The following is a 14,547-nucleotide window of genomic DNA, read 5'->3' as shown; positions in this document are numbered from 1 at the left end:
GTAGTCGTGGTCGCACGTTTAATGCTTCGAACCGGCAAATCTGGACATCGTGGCCTCGCCCGATGCGCTGATCCCCTCACGAACCAGCACCTTGCGCACCGTAAGCCACAAGATCCTGATGTCTAGCCAGAACGACTGGTGATCGACATACCAGACATCCAGCGCGAATTTCTCTTCCCAACTCAGCGCATTGCGTCCGTTCACCTGCGCCCAGCCGGTCACCCCCGGGCGCACTTCATGCCGTCGCGCCTGCTCGGGTGAATATAACGGCAGATACTCCATCAGCAACGGCCGCGGACCCACCAGGCTCATGTCGCCATTGAGCACATTCCACAGCTCGGGCAACTCATCGAGGCTGGTGGCGCGCAGCAGCCGGCCAAAGCGCGTCAGGCGCTCGGCGTCGGGCAGCAATGTACCATCCGGGCCCCGTTCATCGGTCATGGTCCGGAACTTGACCATGCGGAACGGTTTGCCATCCTTGCCGGGGCGGGTCTGCGCAAACAGCACGGGGCTGCCCAGCCTGGTCCGCACCAGTATCGCCAGGCAGAACAGCGGGACTGCCAGCACGACAAGCGCAAAGGCGGCAACACAGAAATCGAAAAGGCGCTTCATGCGGATCGGCCTCGAACCATCTTTTTGAAAATGGCACCAAACCTGGAAACACCGACTTCCAGCGATAGATGCTCACGATAGTACGCCCGCGCGCGCGCGCCCATGGCCTCGCGCTCCTCCGGCGACAACCCGGCCAGAGCCTGTGCGGCTTCGGCAAGTGACCTTGCGTTCTCCGATTCCGCCACGACGCCGCCGCCGGACTCTCGCACAAGATCCGCCGCATCACCATCCACCGCCATCAGCAGCGGTTTTCCGACGGTCATGTAGGCCTGCGTCTTGGAAGGAATCGTGATCTGGAACAGCGGGTCGCGGCGCAAATGCACCAGCAGCGCGTCAGCAGCGTTCAACAAGATGCCTACCTCACTCATCGGTACCGGCGGGAGGAACACTACGTTGTCCAGGCCTTGCTCTGTTGCGCGTCGCGACAATCTTTCGACTTCGATCCCGCCACCGACCAGGACGAAGCTGACTGCCGAACCCTGAGCCTTCAGCAACACCGCGGCGTCGAGAACGACGTCGAGGGCCTGGGCGCGCCCCATGTTGCCCGCATATACAACGCGAAAACGCTCGGGGCCGGGAAAGCTCGCCGGCAGCGTGCCGGACGGGGCGGCAAGCGCGGCCTCGTCCGCCCAGTTGCAGATGACATTGATCTTGTCGTCGGGCACGCCGCGATCGAGCAGCAGCCGTTTGAATCCCGGCGATAGCACCACGATCTGGTCGACACGTTTGTACACCCACGCACAGACAGCGCCCACAATGCCCAGCGCACGTGGATTGCCGATCATGCCGGTGGCACGCAGCGTATCCGGCCACATGTCCTGGATATCGTAGACCACCGGCATGCGGCGGATCAGCCGCAGCAGGGATGCCGCGATACCCACCGTCAACGGCGGGTGATAGGCATAGACGACATCGCAACGACGCGCGAACACGCCGTGGCTCAACGCGGCCGCCGCGAAGCTGACATAGTTCAGCACGCGCTGGATCGCGGACTGGTCGTGGCTCGGGTACAACGGAACGCGCGTCACCCGGACGCCGTCGATGGTCTCCCGCTGGCGCCAGCGCATGCGATAGCCAGGGTATAGCCGTCCCCCCGGGTAGTTCGGGAAGCCGGTCAGCACATCCACTTCGAAGCCCTGCCGCACCAGTTCGCGCGCGAACACCATCCCCTTGAACGTCGGTTCAGGGTCGAACCACTGGGTCAGCAGGAGGACTCGGGTTGCCATCAATCAGTACTTCTTCCAGACCACGCGGTTCACGTAGTCGGTGTAGCTCTGGATGATCCGAAGTACCTTGTCGGAAACGTTCGGCATGCTGTAGTCCGCCACCTGACGCAGCAGGCGGCTGTCGCCGCGTGCCTGATCTTCCAGGATGGCCAGGCCCTGCATGACACGATTGGCCTCCAGGCCAACCATCATCACCGCAGCCTCTTCCATGCCCTCAGGGCGCTCGTGGGCTTCACGCAGGTTCAGCGCCGGGAAGTTCATGATCGACGATTCCTCGTTGATCGTGCCGCTATCGGACAACACCGTTCGCGCGGAAAGCTGCAGCTTGTTGTAGTCCGTGAAGCCCAACGGCTTGAGCAGCTGCACGTTCGCGTGGAAGCGCGCGCCCATCGCATCCACACGCTTCTGGGTGCGCGGATGCGTCGAGACGATGACCGGCAAGTCATAGTGCTCGGCCACGGTATTCAGTACCTGGACCAGCTTGCCGAAGTTCGCATCGGAATCGATATTCTCCTCGCGGTGCGCGCTCACGACGAAGAACTGCCCCTCCTTCAGGCCCAGGCGCGACAGGACGTCGGAGGCCATGATGGCGGGCCGGTAATGTGCAAGCACCTCTGCCATCGGGCTGCCGGTCTTGATGACCATGTCGGGCGGCAGGCCTTCCCGCAGCAGGTATTCGCGCGCGATCGAGCTATAGGTCAGGTTGATATCCGCAGTGTGGTCGACGATGCGGCGGTTGGTTTCTTCCGGAACGCGCAGATCGAAGCAACGGTTGCCCGCTTCCATGTGGAAGATCGGAATCTTGCGGCGCTTGGCCGGGATCACCGACAGGCAGCTATTGGTATCGCCGAGCACCAGCAGCGCTTCGGGCTTTTCGCGGCCGAGCACTTCATCCATCGCAATGATGATCTTGCCGATCGTCTCCGCGGCATTGCCGCCGGCTGCGTTCAGGAAGTGGTCCGGCTTGCGGATGCCCAGATCGTCGAAGAAGATCTGGTTCAGCTCGTAGTCGTAGTTCTGGCCGGTATGCACCAAAACGTGATCGCAGTATTGGTCGAGACGAGCCAGCACGCGGGACAGGCGGATGATCTCGGGTCGGGTGCCGACCACGGTCATGACTTTGAGTTTGTTCATCGTAATTCGCATCTATCGAATCGCGTGCCGCTTACAGCGGGCAGGCGAAGGTATCCGGGCGGGCACGGTCGAACACTTCGTTGGCCCATAGCATGACGATCATCTCGTCCTGGCCGATGTTCGTGATGTCGTGCGTCCAGCCGGGCACGGTTTCCACGATTTCAGCCTTGTCACCGCTGGTCACCAGTTCATGCGTCTCACCGGTTTGCATGTGACGGAACTTGAAGCGCGCCTGCCCCTTGATGACCAGGAACTTTTCGGTCTTGGTGTGGTGATAGTGACCGCCGCGCGTAATCCCCGGGTGGGCCGTGAAGTACGAGAACTGGCCGCAGTCCGGCGTCTTGAGCATTTCGACGAAGACACCTCGCGGATCACCGTATTGCGGCACCGTGTACGCGAACGATTCGACGGGCAGGTAGCTCACGTACGTGGCATAGAGCGCTCGCACGAGGCCAGTGCCAACGCGCTCCGTCACCAGTGTGTTGCGGCTATCGCGGAACGTGCGGATGTTGTCGGCCAGTTCGCCTACGGTAGTCGTGTACTGCGGCGTGACGGTGGCAAAGCCGTCCGCGTCGGTCTGGCTGTCCGCGCCATCCATCAGCTGCACGAAGCGTTCCACGACATCGTCGACGTAGACCAGCGTGACAGGCGCCGCGGGATCGTTCACCTGGATGGGCAAATCCCGGGCGACGTTGTGGCAAAACGTGGCGACCGCGGAGTTGTAGTTGGGCTTGCACCACTTGCCGAACACGTTCGGCAAACGGAATACATGAACCGGAACCTGGTGGCTTGCCTGCGCAGCGAACAGGGCTTGTTCGGCGGCGCGCTTGCTCGCACCATAGGCATTGTCGCGCTCGGCCTGCGTGGACGATGTGTAGATGACCGGCACGCGGCGGCCACGGGTCGCCGCCTCGTCGCAAAGCGCCTTGCAAAGCAACTCCGTCAGGCCCGCATTGCCGGAGACGAACTCGGCCGGATCCTGCGGCCGGTTCACGCCTGCGAGGTGAAAGACAAAGTCGGCTTCGCTCAGCAGCGCCGGCAGGCTCGCCACGTCGTCATCACGCGTGAAGGTTCGCACCTGTACATCCTTGCGCTCGGCAAAATGCAGCCGCAGGTTCTTGCCAACGAAGCCGTCAGCGCCGGTGATCAGCACGTTCATGCGACTTACTCCTCAGCGACCGCGTGCTCGCCACGCGCAATTCGCTGCATGAAGTCCAGCTTCAGCAGCAACTTCTTCATGCCTTCCACATCCAGCCGCGTCGTGTTGTGCGAGTTGTAGTCCTCACCGTGGAGGCTTTGCGTGATGCGTTGCTCGCCCTTCTCAACGAACTTCTCGTAGTTGAGGTCACGCCCATCGGGCGGGACGCGGAAGTACTCACCCATGTCTTCCGCGCACGCCATTTCTTCCCGGCTCAACAGCGCCTCATAGAGCTTCTCGCCATGACGCGTGCCAATGACGTTGACAGCATGCTCGGGCTTCCGCATCAGTTCCAGAATGGCCTTGGCCAGCACCTCGACGGTGGCCGCCGGCGCCTTCTGGACGAAAATGTCGCCGTTGTTGCCATGCTCGAACGCGTACAGCACGAGGTCCACGGCGTCACCCAGCGTCATCATGAAACGCGTCATGGTCGGATCGGTAATGGTGATCGGACGTCCAGCCAGGACCTGATCGACGAACAGCGGGATCACCGAGCCACGCGAGGCCATGACGTTGCCGTAGCGCGTACCGCAAATGACGGTGCCCGTGCCTTCGAGATTCCGGCTGGCGGCCACCATGACCTTCTCCATCATTGCCTTGCTGATGCCCATGGCATTGATGGGATACACCGCCTTGTCCGTGCTCAGGCACACCACACGCTTGACGTGCGCATTGACGGCCGCCTCAAGCACGTTCTCCGTACCCAGTACATTGGTCCGGACGGCTTGCATCGGGTGGAACTCGCACGACGGCACCTGCTTGAGCGCAGCGGCATGGAATACGTAGTCGACGCCCCGCATGGCTGCGCCAACACTTCCCATGTCGCGAACGTCGCCGATATAGAACTTGAGCTTCGGATCGGCATAGCGCTTGCGCATGTCGTCCTGCTTCTTTTCATCGCGGCTGAAGATGCGGATTTCGCCGATGTCCGAATTCAGGAAGCGGCGCAGAACGGCGTTACCGAACGACCCGGTTCCGCCCGTGATCAACAAAGTCTTTCCGAGAAACATTTCGCACACCCTCAAGTACAAAAATAGCCAACCAAACCACCGTTGCGACGTAATAATCCGGGCTTTGCGCCAGCTGATTATTAGCGGGCAAATAGACTATAAAAATCGACAACAGGGCAAAAACCATGATCCCGGACAGGCTGCGCTTTGCAATGGCAGCAAACCAGGCTCGGGAATAAATTGCGCCAATCAGGAACATGAATGGCGGCACACCCCAGAACGTCAGGTCCGAGGCGAGCCACGGGAAGGCAGAAGACCAGACGTAGCGATCGTCCCAGCCGCCCGCCCGCAGGGCGTACATCAGGCCGTCCTGATAGATGCTTTCCGAATCGAAGAAAGAACTGAAAAACGACACCAGGAACGACGAATGGCCAATACCGTAAGTCCAGTTGAAATCGGTATTCAGTGCCACGCTCAGACCGTAATAGCCCTGATTCAGATACGCGGACAGCATGCCGAACGAAAATCGGATGAAGTTGACAAAATCCGAGCCAGTGTCCACGGTAAAACAGGCGACGTCATTGTACAGGCAAAAGGACAGTGCACCCTGCATGCGTGCCGCCTTGCGCAGTGTGAACAAGGTCACAAACACCATGATTACACAGAAGCCAATTGCGGCACGACGCACAAAGGCCTTGCGATCGATTTGAGCGCCACGCAGCGACCGGAACCCGGCTGCAATTGCAATGCCTGTAAAGAAGAAGACCAGCAGGTCTCCCATTTCCTTGTCGGTTCCGCGAAACAGCGAAAACAGCAGGAAGCACAGCACCACGCCCAGAATGGACCAGCGGGCACGACGTGCCAGATCCGGCCAGTACACCGCCGCAGTCGGGAGAACCAGCAAAATCAGCGGGGCGCTGAGTCCGCGTAATGCCGACATGACTTTGCGCAACGGCGAGCCTTGCTCAAGGGCACTCAGTAACTCGAGATAGACTTCGCGCTGATTCAGGACCGAATCGATCTGCCACACATGTTTGCCGGTATAAGCGTAAATGGACGGCTCGACCAGCAAGGCCGACAGCACGCACGCCGCGACAAAGAACGCATTGATACGCGGATGCGGGCGCGGGTGGCGCGCGATTTCCACCCGTGTGGACGGCGCGAACAGCGTATAACCGAGCCCGAATGCCAAGACACAGGCAAAAAGGAATCCGATCAGCGTGTCGGGGTTGTCGAGTTGAAAATCGAACGGCCCCCAGAACATGAGGAAAAGCGGCAGCAGCGCCCAGACGCAAAAAAAGACCAGCGGGGCAAAGCGCACGCCGATCGATGCGTCGCGCAATGAAAATTCCCCGGCAGGTAGGTCCTTGGTAACTTCTGTCTGCATTCAATGCTGCCCAACGGATTCCAGCAAATAGTCGGAAACCCCGTCGACCTGGAAGCGCTCCCTGGCCCTGGCAAAGGCCTGCGTGTTATTCCAGGGCGCAGCCGGGCCAGCCGAAATCATCTGCTCGATAGCGCGAACGAATGCGCCGGCGTCACCCGCCGGCACCGACAGACCGATTCCACTGTCCTTCACAAACTCACCGAAGTCCGTGGCCTCTTCCACCGATGCGAGTACCGGCAGACCGATATTGATATAGTCCAGGGTCTTCGAAGGGAAAGTCGGCACATCCACCCCCCGCACCGTACTCACGATTCCGATATCGCAGGCCGACAGCAGCGACAGGTATTTCTTTCTCGTCAGGCCCGCCATATGCATGACGTTGTGCGCCCCTCCGCCTATTGCATCCCTGACCATACCTTCCTGCTCGCCATTGCCGACGATGAGGAATACACACGGCAGCGCCTGCAGTGCCGCCTGGCTTGCCGCCTCTAGAATGTCCTCGATCCCGCGTCCCTTGGACAACTGTCCGCCGAAAACCAGAACCGTCGTATCGGCTGGAAGCCCGAATTCCTGGCGCGCGAGACTCCGCCCGACATGCCCGGACGGCGGAAATGACGACCAAATTGGCAATTCTACAATTTTCTGCCTGGACGACAAATTGTAGTTACCTAGCAAATACGTGATATTTTTGGGCGACATGCAGCCGATCACTTCGAATCGCCGCATCAGCCACGTTTCCAGCCACTTCAGCACGCGAACCATCATCGTCCCGCTCAGCAGGCCAATTTGCGCGTGATGGTTCGGAAAGAAGTCCCACTGCACCAGGAACGTCCGCGCCCTCGAGAAAGCCGTCATCAGTACGATGGGCACAAGCATCGCGGTGGCCGGCGAGAAGCCAACCACCACATCTGCCTTGTTGTTCCGGCGGAACTTCAGGAGTTGACCGACCACGCTCATTGACGAGAGCGTCCATTTCGCGATCTTCCTGAGGAGCTGCGGCCCGAAGTTGAGCTGGAACGGATCGGCGACATAGACGCTGAGCTTCTCGTTGCGGATGGAAACCGGCTTGCCAAGCGGACGCTTCGACCAGTTCACCACGAATACGCTGACCTCGTGGCCCTTGCGCACGAGGGCCTCGGCCATTTCATCCGATAACGATGGGGTATCCGCGTCCAGCGAATAACCGGTGCATAGAAGGACGATCTTCATTTCGTCGTCAGCCTGAATCGTGCTCGATACGCCAGCACCATGCCAACCATCAGCACCAGGTAGGTTGCCCCATAGGCGTAGACCGGGGCACTGCCACCATAGTGATGCACCAGCAGCGTGGTACCAACAAACAGCAATATCCCTTGCAGGATCTCGTAGACCAGCGACACTCTGATCGTGCCACGCGCCATGAATAGCGTGGAAATGCTCACGGCAACCACGCGGAACGCATCACCGACCAGTTGCGGGACAAGCAGCCCGCTGGCCCCAACAAACTCGGCCGAGTACAGCAACCTGTACAACTCATGCCGAATTCCCCAGAGGAAAATGCCTCCGAGGCAGAACAGAAGAAGCACCTTCCGCTGAATCACGGCAAACGCCGGGCGAAGTTCGGCGTCATTGACGCCGGCAAGCTTCGGCATTGCATAGCTCAGCAGGAACACGCTGACAAACTGCATGTACACATCCGAAATCCGGATGGTCGACTGCCAGTACCCCACCTGCTCCCAGCCTGACACCGCACCGAGCAGATCGCGAACCGCCATCTGTCCGAGCGTGATACTGGCCGCGCCTGCCAGCGTGATCGCGGAGAACGAGAACATGTGCCCGACCTTGGCAAAATCGAACGACTTGCGGTCGATCTTCATTTTGCCCGGCAGGCTCCGCAACTTGAGCAGGACCAATGCGAGCCCCGGCATGGCAGGCAGCAAAACCACGCCGACGGCTGCGCCCTCGTAGCCGCCGTAGTGAGCAAGCACTGCCAGCAGAACGATGCCGGCGATTGCCCCCGCCGCATTGGATGCCAGGATAGTCCCGTACCTTCCGTAGGCGGATGCGAAGGCCTGATATAGCCCGCAAAAGCCGACAAGCGCCTGCGTGACACCAAGCAGCGAGACGGTCCAGCGATAGTCATCGGTACCAAACACCAACGACGAAAGCTGCGACGAGAACAGCAGCACCGCCAACGCCATGACGACGGTCGTCACCATGTAGATCTGCGTGATGACGCCGATCCAGTCCCGCTCCTGCACGCTGCCCTTGTGTGCAGCAATCACGCGCGTCACACCCGGTGCAATGCCGCCGGCCGCAAACATGCCCGCAAAGGCCGTCAGCGCCATGAACTGGGAAAGCTGCCCGAATTGCCCGAGACTCACCGATGTTGCGATGATTTTAGCAGTGGCAAGTCCAGCGAGTGCCTTGACGAGCGTTGCCCCGGCAAGCAAGCCGATTACTCTCAAATCACGCATGAGCCAGCCGGGGGGGGACAGATATTTTCATAGTTATGCAATCTCCTCGAAAGTGAAGCCGTGATCCAAACCGGAACGTCTGGATCGGAACGGTTTGCCGGCTTGTGCCAGACTAGGTCACCAGCAAATCCTCACACATCGCTTTCGGGAAACCTTGACTTCTAGTACTGCACGCACAATCTAAGTTGCGTATAAATCACTTTTGGCGACTCCAAGCTACCTCCCGCCATCTCCTCATGCCACTTTGACGTGGGGCCACATTTTATCTGAGGGCAGAACGCGGGCCCGCCAGAAATTGGCCGATTTGTTGCTTGCTGTAACCGTTTGGCGCATGAGCGAGCACAATTCCACATTTCGCAACACATTCGCCGCCTCTACAGCAAAAGTCTTGACACTTATGGGCTGCTGCTCAGGTCGACGCAGCAGAGATTGCCTTCGCGGTGCACTTTGCCGGCGAAGGCCCCCGGGAAAATAGTGCACTGCGCAATCACTGCCTGCGAGCCCAGCCGTTTCAGGAGCCTGGGCAAAGCGTCGCCCTGGAGGTCAACCCCGAATCCGTGCTCGTAGAGGTAGTCAGACTGCAGGGGCTCGCGCAGGCCGTCGAATGCGAAGAAGGTGAGATTGTCCACCACAAGGTGGCGCGCACCGTCCCCACCAACGTGGCATTGCCTGGCGAAATCACGGATCTTGAGGCGCTGCGCCGGATAACTGAGCGTTGGAATCGAAAGCCCCTGCTGCAACAGACCAGGATCCGCCGACCTCATGGAGTCGGCCGTAGGCGGCAACACGCGAAAGGCCAAAATCGCGGTACTCGCGAGGAATAGCAGGAGCAAGGGCGACAGGAGTGCCGCAACCATCCAGCCTGCACGCGTGAAACGGGCGATAGGCCGGCCGTCCAGAATCGCTGCAAGCGACAACACGATGCACCATGCTGCCAGCGGGATGACCAACGATGCCGAGTAGAAATTCCAGGTCTTGAAGAGCGCCAAGTGAGCCAGCAAACCAATCCACAGCACACAGAGCCACGGCAGCACACGGAAAGGTGCACGCCGCACCAGCTGATACAGGATAACCAGCGGCGGCAGCCAGAGGGCGACCCAGTAAACAGACCGCACAACGTTACCAATGTATTCGTTGACACGGACCGCACCCCACCATTCAGCGATGCCGGGAACCGGCGCCAACCACGCCGATTGATAGCTGTTCGCGAACCAGATGTGCTTGAGCATCGCGTCGGGCGCAGCCTGGATGTTCGCGATCATCTCACTCACAAACGCGCGCGGGTCACTGATCGCCCCACTCAGTGACATGGCATTCGATGACAGCAGCGATTTCAGCGCCGGCGCGTCGGGGCACTGCGTCACGATCGCGGCAAACTGAAATGTTTGCCAGGCGCAGCCCAGCACAAAGACTGAAACTGCAACGCACCAGATCCGGCTACGGCCCGCAAAACTTGCCAGGGCAGAGAGCAGTACCAGCGGGACGAAGAAGAGCGTCTTCGGGTGCGTATAGAAGAAAGTGCTGGCCGTCAGGGAAAATCCAGCGGCCAGCAGTGCAAGTCGGCCGTGATCCCTGACCTTAGCCCATCGTCCTGCCACGATCGGGAAGCAAAGGAATACAGAAATCAGCAGGAGCAACATCTGCTCGCCCCGCATCATGACCAGCGTCAGGGGCAGTACTCCGAGACCGAGCACCGCAACGAAACCTGCAAGAATCCACGTGCCCAACACACGGGCTCGAAACAATCCGCGAATCCCCATTGCTGTCAGGCCGAGCCAGACAAAGATAATGACCAGACCTCGAATGCGAACCCCGAGCGGGGTGGTGGCGCCATACAGAGCCTCGGAAGCCAGCGCACCCGGCAGATGAAACCACGGCACCTGAAGCAGAAAATCCGGGCCGCATTGCGGCATCAGTGAATTCAATCGCCAGCCATTGTCGCGAAACATCCCCCGCATGAAAACACTGGCGACCTCGTCGCCATAGACAGGCACCAGCAGGCCTGCACCGAGAATGGCGCAAAAAAGTGCCACGAAGCCCCATGCGAGAGGCGCGCGTTGATTTTCGGAATTCACGATACCGGTGGACGTTCAGAAGTGTTCAGCTTCGGCCAGGGGTACCCCTGGCCGGGACGTGGCCATGATCAGCGGGATGCCTGGGTCCGGCCATGCGATGCCGATGTCGGCGTCGTCCCAGAGAATGCAATGCTCGGACTCCGGATGGTAGTAGTCGGTAGCCTTGTACAAGACGTCGGCGCTATCCGACACGACAAGAAAGCCGTGTGCAAAACCCTCCGGAATCCACATCTGCCGGCGATTCTCCGCATTCAGCGTGGCACCTACCCATTGCCCGAACGATGGTGAGTCGCGGCGGACGTCTACTGCGACATCGAATATCTCACCGGACACCACCCGAACGAGCTTGCCCTGTGGATGACCGAGCTGATAGTGCAGGCCTCGCAGGACACCACGGTGCGAGTGCGAGTGATTGTCCTGCACAAAATCGCGCAAGAGTCCGGTGGCCTGTGCGAACTCGGCAGCGTTGAAGCTTTCGAACAGGAATCCGCGGTGATCGTGAAAGATCTTCGGCTCGATGATCAATACGTCCGGCAAGGCCAGCCGAGTGACATGCAGCTTCAAGGGCGCGCCTCCCCGGACAGCTCGGCGATAATTCGAAGTAAGTATTCACCATAGCCGACCTTGCGCAACGGTTGCGCCAATTCAATCACCTGCTCTGCGGTGATCCAGCGATTCCGGTAAGCAATCTCCTCGGGACATGCGACCATCAGACCCTGGCGGTTCTGCAACGTCGCAATGAAACTGGCCGCGGTCAGCAGCGACTCGTGCGTACCGGTGTCAAGCCAGGCATGGCCACGCCCGAACATCGCGACGTCGAGTTGCCCCATTTCGAGGTAGCGCTTGTTGACATCGGTGATCTCGAGTTCGCCACGCGCCGACGGTTTAATATCGGCAGCAATATCGCAAACCTGGTTGTCGTAGAAATACAGCCCCGTCACTGCATAGTTGGAACGCGGTGCCACGGGCTTTTCTTCGAGCGAAACTGCACGAAACTTGTCATCGAACTCGACCACGCCGTAGCGCTGCGGGTCCTGGACGTGATAGGCAAAGACCGTCGCACCAGACGAACCCGCCGCGGTGCGCTGCAAGCGGCGCATGAGGTCATCGCCATAGAAGATGTTGTCGCCCAGGATCAGCGTGCTGGGCTTGTTGTCGATAAAGTCGCGGCCGATGATGAACGCCTGGGCCAGGCCATCTGGCGAAGCTTGCACGGCGTACGACAGGTTGATGCCCCAGCGCGAGCCGTCGCCAAGCAGATCAACGAAGCGCGACTCGTCTTCCGGCGTCGTGATCAACAGGATGTCGCGAATCCCCGCCAGCATCAGCGTGGTAAGCGGGTAGTAGATCATCGGCTTGTCGTAGACCGGCAGCAGTTGCTTCGAGATGCAACGTGTGACCGGATATAGCCGCGTGCCGGATCCGCCGGCGAGAATGATGCCCTTACGCATTGCCTTAGCTCTTATGAAAGTAATTGTTCCAGCAGCCAATGCACACCTTGCTCCCAGGGCGGCAAATGGATATCAAAAGTTGATTGCAGCTTGCCTGTATCGAGCACTGCGCAAGCGGGCCGCTGGGCACGCTGCGTCCCCGGCACCGACGCGATGGCCTCTATGTCCTCGACTCGCGCCTTGAGCACTGCCCCTCGAGCCCGCGCAACCCGTACGATTTCGCACGCATACGCATGCCACGACGCCCGCCCTTGTGCCGTCAGGTGATAGAGGCCCGATGGGAATGCCTCCTGGGCGCCCGCTAGCCAATAGCGCGACACGATCTGCGCGGTGACGTCCGCCACCAGCGCAGCCATCGTGGGGGTGCCGATCTGATCGGCGACCACCCGCAACTGACGTTCCCTTCCAGCCAGCGCCAGAATCGTTCTGGCAAAATTGGCGCCGTGAGCACCGGCAAGCCAGGACGTTCGCAAAACCAGCGACTGTCCTCCAGCGGCCTCAACCGCTCGCTCCCCTTCCAGTTTCGTGCGACCGTACACCGAAAGTGGGGCCGGGATATCGGCCTCGGTGTAGGGCTGAGCCTGTCGCCCGTCAAACACATAGTCAGTCGAATAGTGAACAAGCAGGCCGCCTGCATCACGCGTTACGTCCGCGAGAATGCCAGGCGCCAATGCATTGGCGGCATAGGCCGATTCGACATCGCTCTCGGCCTGATCGACCGCCGTGTAGGCGGCGGCGTTGAGCACGACGTCCGGCCGGTATTGCACAAAGACTTGTCGCACCGCATCAATGTGCGTGACATCGCATGCCTTGCGATCAAGAGCGATCACTTCCCCCAGCGGCGCAAAACTACGACGCAACTCGAAGCCGAGCTGACCATCCGCCCCGGTGATCAGAATGGTCGGCATGTCATCAGGCGGCATACTGCCGCGCGATCCAGTTCCGGTACTCGCCCGACGTCACGGATTGCATCCACGCCTGATTGTCGAGGTACCACTGAACCGTCTTGCGCAGACCGGTCTCGAATGTTTCCGCTGGGCGCCAGCCCAACTCACGCTCAAGCTTGTGCGCGTCGATCGCGTAGCGGCGATCATGGCCTGGGCGATCGGTCACGAACGCAATCAGACGGCGGTGCGAACCCAGCGGATCCGGCCGCATCTCGTCAAGCAGATCGCAGACGGTGTGAACGACCTCCAGATTGGTCTTCTCGTTCCAGCCGCCGACGTTGTAGGTTTCGCCCGGCAAGCCGCGTGCGAGCACTTCGCGCACAGCGCTGCAATGGTCCGTCACGAACAGCCAGTCACGTACGTTCAAACCATCGCCATAGATCGGCAAGGGCTTTCCTGCCAGTGCGTTGGCGATGATCAGCGGGATCAGCTTTTCCGGGAACTGGTAAGGCCCATAATTATTCGAGCAATTGGTTGTCAGGACCGGCAGACCATAGGTATGGTGATAGGCGCGCACCAGATGATCGGATGCCGCTTTCGAGGCCGAATAGGGGCTGTTCGGCGCGTACGGGGTCACTTCCGAGAACGGTGCGTCGCCGGGCGCCAGCGAGCCAAATACTTCGTCGGTCGACACATGCAGGAAGCGAAACTGCGCGCGCGCCTCGCCTTGCAGGCCACCCCAATAGGCACGCACAGCTTCCAGCAGCGCAAACGTACCCTTGATATTCGTTTCGATGAACGTGCCCGGCCCGTGGATCGAACGGTCCACATGGCTTTCCGCGGCAAAATGGACTACGGCACGCGGGGCATATCTGGCGAGCAGTTCCTCCAGCGCAGCCTGATCGCAGATATCCGTCCGAGAAAACAGATGACGCGAGTCGCCGTCCACAGTCGCCAAGCTCATCAGATTCCCGGCATACGTCAGCTTGTCGACATTGATGACACGGTCCGCGCGCTCGTCCTTCAGCCAGTCAAGCACGAAGTTGCTGCCGATGAATCCGGCTCCGCCGGTAACAAGAATATGCGACAACTGCTATCTCCCAGATTTCCGAAACGCGTACGACCTCGGGCCGGGACGCCAAGCGCAGGCAACATCACCGGCCGCCGCGAG

The 14,547-nt window shown here is 60.1% G+C and carries 13 protein-coding genes; all 13 read right to left on the bottom strand.

The genetic code is table 11. The features are described from left to right. Positions 1–18 precede the first annotated feature (18 nt). Positions 19–612, bottom strand: a complete 594-nt coding sequence (locus tag AC1DOX_RS11120) for a sugar transferase (protein ID WP_441616003.1) — start codon at positions 610–612, stop codon at positions 19–21. Further along, on the bottom strand, positions 609–1,778 hold the full coding sequence (locus tag AC1DOX_RS11115) for a glycosyltransferase family 4 protein (RefSeq protein WP_441616001.1): 1,170 nt from the start codon (positions 1,776–1,778) through the stop codon (positions 609–611). The genes AC1DOX_RS11120 and AC1DOX_RS11115 overlap by 4 nt, the downstream gene beginning before the upstream one ends. A gap of 63 nt (positions 1,779–1,841) precedes the next feature. Beyond that, positions 1,842–2,972, bottom strand: coding sequence for a non-hydrolyzing UDP-N-acetylglucosamine 2-epimerase (wecB, locus tag AC1DOX_RS11110; protein ID WP_092134953.1), 1,131 nt, complete (start codon positions 2,970–2,972; stop codon positions 1,842–1,844). A 31-nt stretch (positions 2,973–3,003) separates the two neighbouring features. Continuing rightward, the gene (gene wbjC, locus AC1DOX_RS11105; protein ID WP_441615998.1) at positions 3,004–4,131 is read right to left on the bottom strand and encodes a UDP-2-acetamido-2,6-beta-L-arabino-hexul-4-ose reductase; all 1,128 of its coding nucleotides are present in this window, start codon (positions 4,129–4,131) and stop codon (positions 3,004–3,006) included. Positions 4,132–4,136: 5 nt separating this feature from the next. Next, positions 4,137–5,180, bottom strand: coding sequence for a polysaccharide biosynthesis protein (locus AC1DOX_RS11100; RefSeq protein ID WP_092134956.1), 1,044 nt, complete (start codon positions 5,178–5,180; stop codon positions 4,137–4,139). After that, positions 5,128–6,507, bottom strand: coding sequence for a hypothetical protein (locus AC1DOX_RS11095; RefSeq protein ID WP_441615996.1), 1,380 nt, complete (start codon positions 6,505–6,507; stop codon positions 5,128–5,130). Before AC1DOX_RS11095 ends, AC1DOX_RS11100 begins: the two co-directional genes overlap by 53 nt. After that, entirely contained in the window at positions 6,508–7,716 is a 1,209-nt protein-coding gene (locus AC1DOX_RS11090) for a glycosyltransferase family 4 protein (RefSeq protein ID WP_441615994.1), read from the bottom strand. Next, on the bottom strand, positions 7,713–8,963 hold the full coding sequence (locus AC1DOX_RS11085) for an oligosaccharide flippase family protein (protein WP_441615992.1): 1,251 nt from the start codon (positions 8,961–8,963) through the stop codon (positions 7,713–7,715). The genes AC1DOX_RS11090 and AC1DOX_RS11085 overlap by 4 nt, the downstream gene beginning before the upstream one ends. Positions 8,964–9,358: 395 nt before the next feature. Beyond that, positions 9,359–11,038, bottom strand: a complete 1,680-nt coding sequence (locus tag AC1DOX_RS11080; protein ID WP_441615990.1) for a hypothetical protein — start codon at positions 11,036–11,038, stop codon at positions 9,359–9,361. A gap of 15 nt (positions 11,039–11,053) precedes the next feature. Continuing rightward, positions 11,054–11,602 (bottom strand): dTDP-4-dehydrorhamnose 3,5-epimerase, encoded by a 549-nt coding sequence (gene rfbC, locus AC1DOX_RS11075; RefSeq protein ID WP_441615988.1) that lies wholly within the window; start codon positions 11,600–11,602, stop codon positions 11,054–11,056. Next, positions 11,599–12,489, bottom strand: coding sequence for a glucose-1-phosphate thymidylyltransferase RfbA (rfbA, locus tag AC1DOX_RS11070; protein WP_441616126.1), 891 nt, complete (start codon positions 12,487–12,489; stop codon positions 11,599–11,601). The genes rfbC and rfbA overlap by 4 nt, the downstream gene beginning before the upstream one ends. An 11-nt stretch (positions 12,490–12,500) precedes the next feature. After that, a complete protein-coding gene (rfbD, locus tag AC1DOX_RS11065; protein ID WP_441615986.1) occupies positions 12,501–13,397 on the bottom strand; it encodes a dTDP-4-dehydrorhamnose reductase in 897 nt (298 codons plus the stop codon). Between the two features lie 4 nt (positions 13,398–13,401). After that, entirely contained in the window at positions 13,402–14,466 is a 1,065-nt protein-coding gene (rfbB, locus tag AC1DOX_RS11060) for a dTDP-glucose 4,6-dehydratase (protein ID WP_441615984.1), read from the bottom strand. Positions 14,467–14,547 lie beyond the last annotated feature (81 nt).

This window comes from Cupriavidus sp. 01L415, from assembly GCF_056400065.1.
The sequence above is the reverse complement of the archived record's forward strand: the minus strand, read 5'-3'. Positions and strand labels throughout refer to the sequence as shown.

Bases quoted from the DNA above. Each gene is read 5' to 3' on its own strand.
- AC1DOX_RS11120 (WP_441616003.1), bottom strand. From the start codon at position 612: ATGAAGCGCCTTTTCGATTTCTGTGTTGCCGCCTTTGCGCTTGTCGTG.
- AC1DOX_RS11085 (WP_441615992.1), bottom strand. From the start codon at position 8,963: ATGCGTGATTTGAGAGTAATCGGCTTGCTTGCCGGGGCAACGCTCGTC.
- AC1DOX_RS11090 (WP_441615994.1), bottom strand. From the start codon at position 7,716: ATGAAGATCGTCCTTCTATGCACCGGTTATTCGCTGGACGCGGATACC.
- wbjC (WP_441615998.1), bottom strand. From the start codon at position 4,131: ATGAACGTGCTGATCACCGGCGCTGACGGCTTCGTTGGCAAGAACCTG.
- rfbD (WP_441615986.1), bottom strand. From the start codon at position 13,397: ATGCCGACCATTCTGATCACCGGGGCGGATGGTCAGCTCGGCTTCGAG.
- wecB (WP_092134953.1), bottom strand. From the start codon at position 2,972: ATGAACAAACTCAAAGTCATGACCGTGGTCGGCACCCGACCCGAGATC.
- rfbA (WP_441616126.1), bottom strand. From the start codon at position 12,489: ATGCGTAAGGGCATCATTCTCGCCGGCGGATCCGGCACGCGGCTATAT.
- AC1DOX_RS11115 (WP_441616001.1), bottom strand. From the start codon at position 1,778: ATGGTGTTCGCGCGCGAACTGGTGCGGCAGGGCTTCGAAGTGGATGTG.
- AC1DOX_RS11100 (WP_092134956.1), bottom strand. From the start codon at position 5,180: ATGTTTCTCGGAAAGACTTTGTTGATCACGGGCGGAACCGGGTCGTTC.
- AC1DOX_RS11095 (WP_441615996.1), bottom strand. From the start codon at position 6,507: ATGCAGACAGAAGTTACCAAGGACCTACCTGCCGGGGAATTTTCATTG.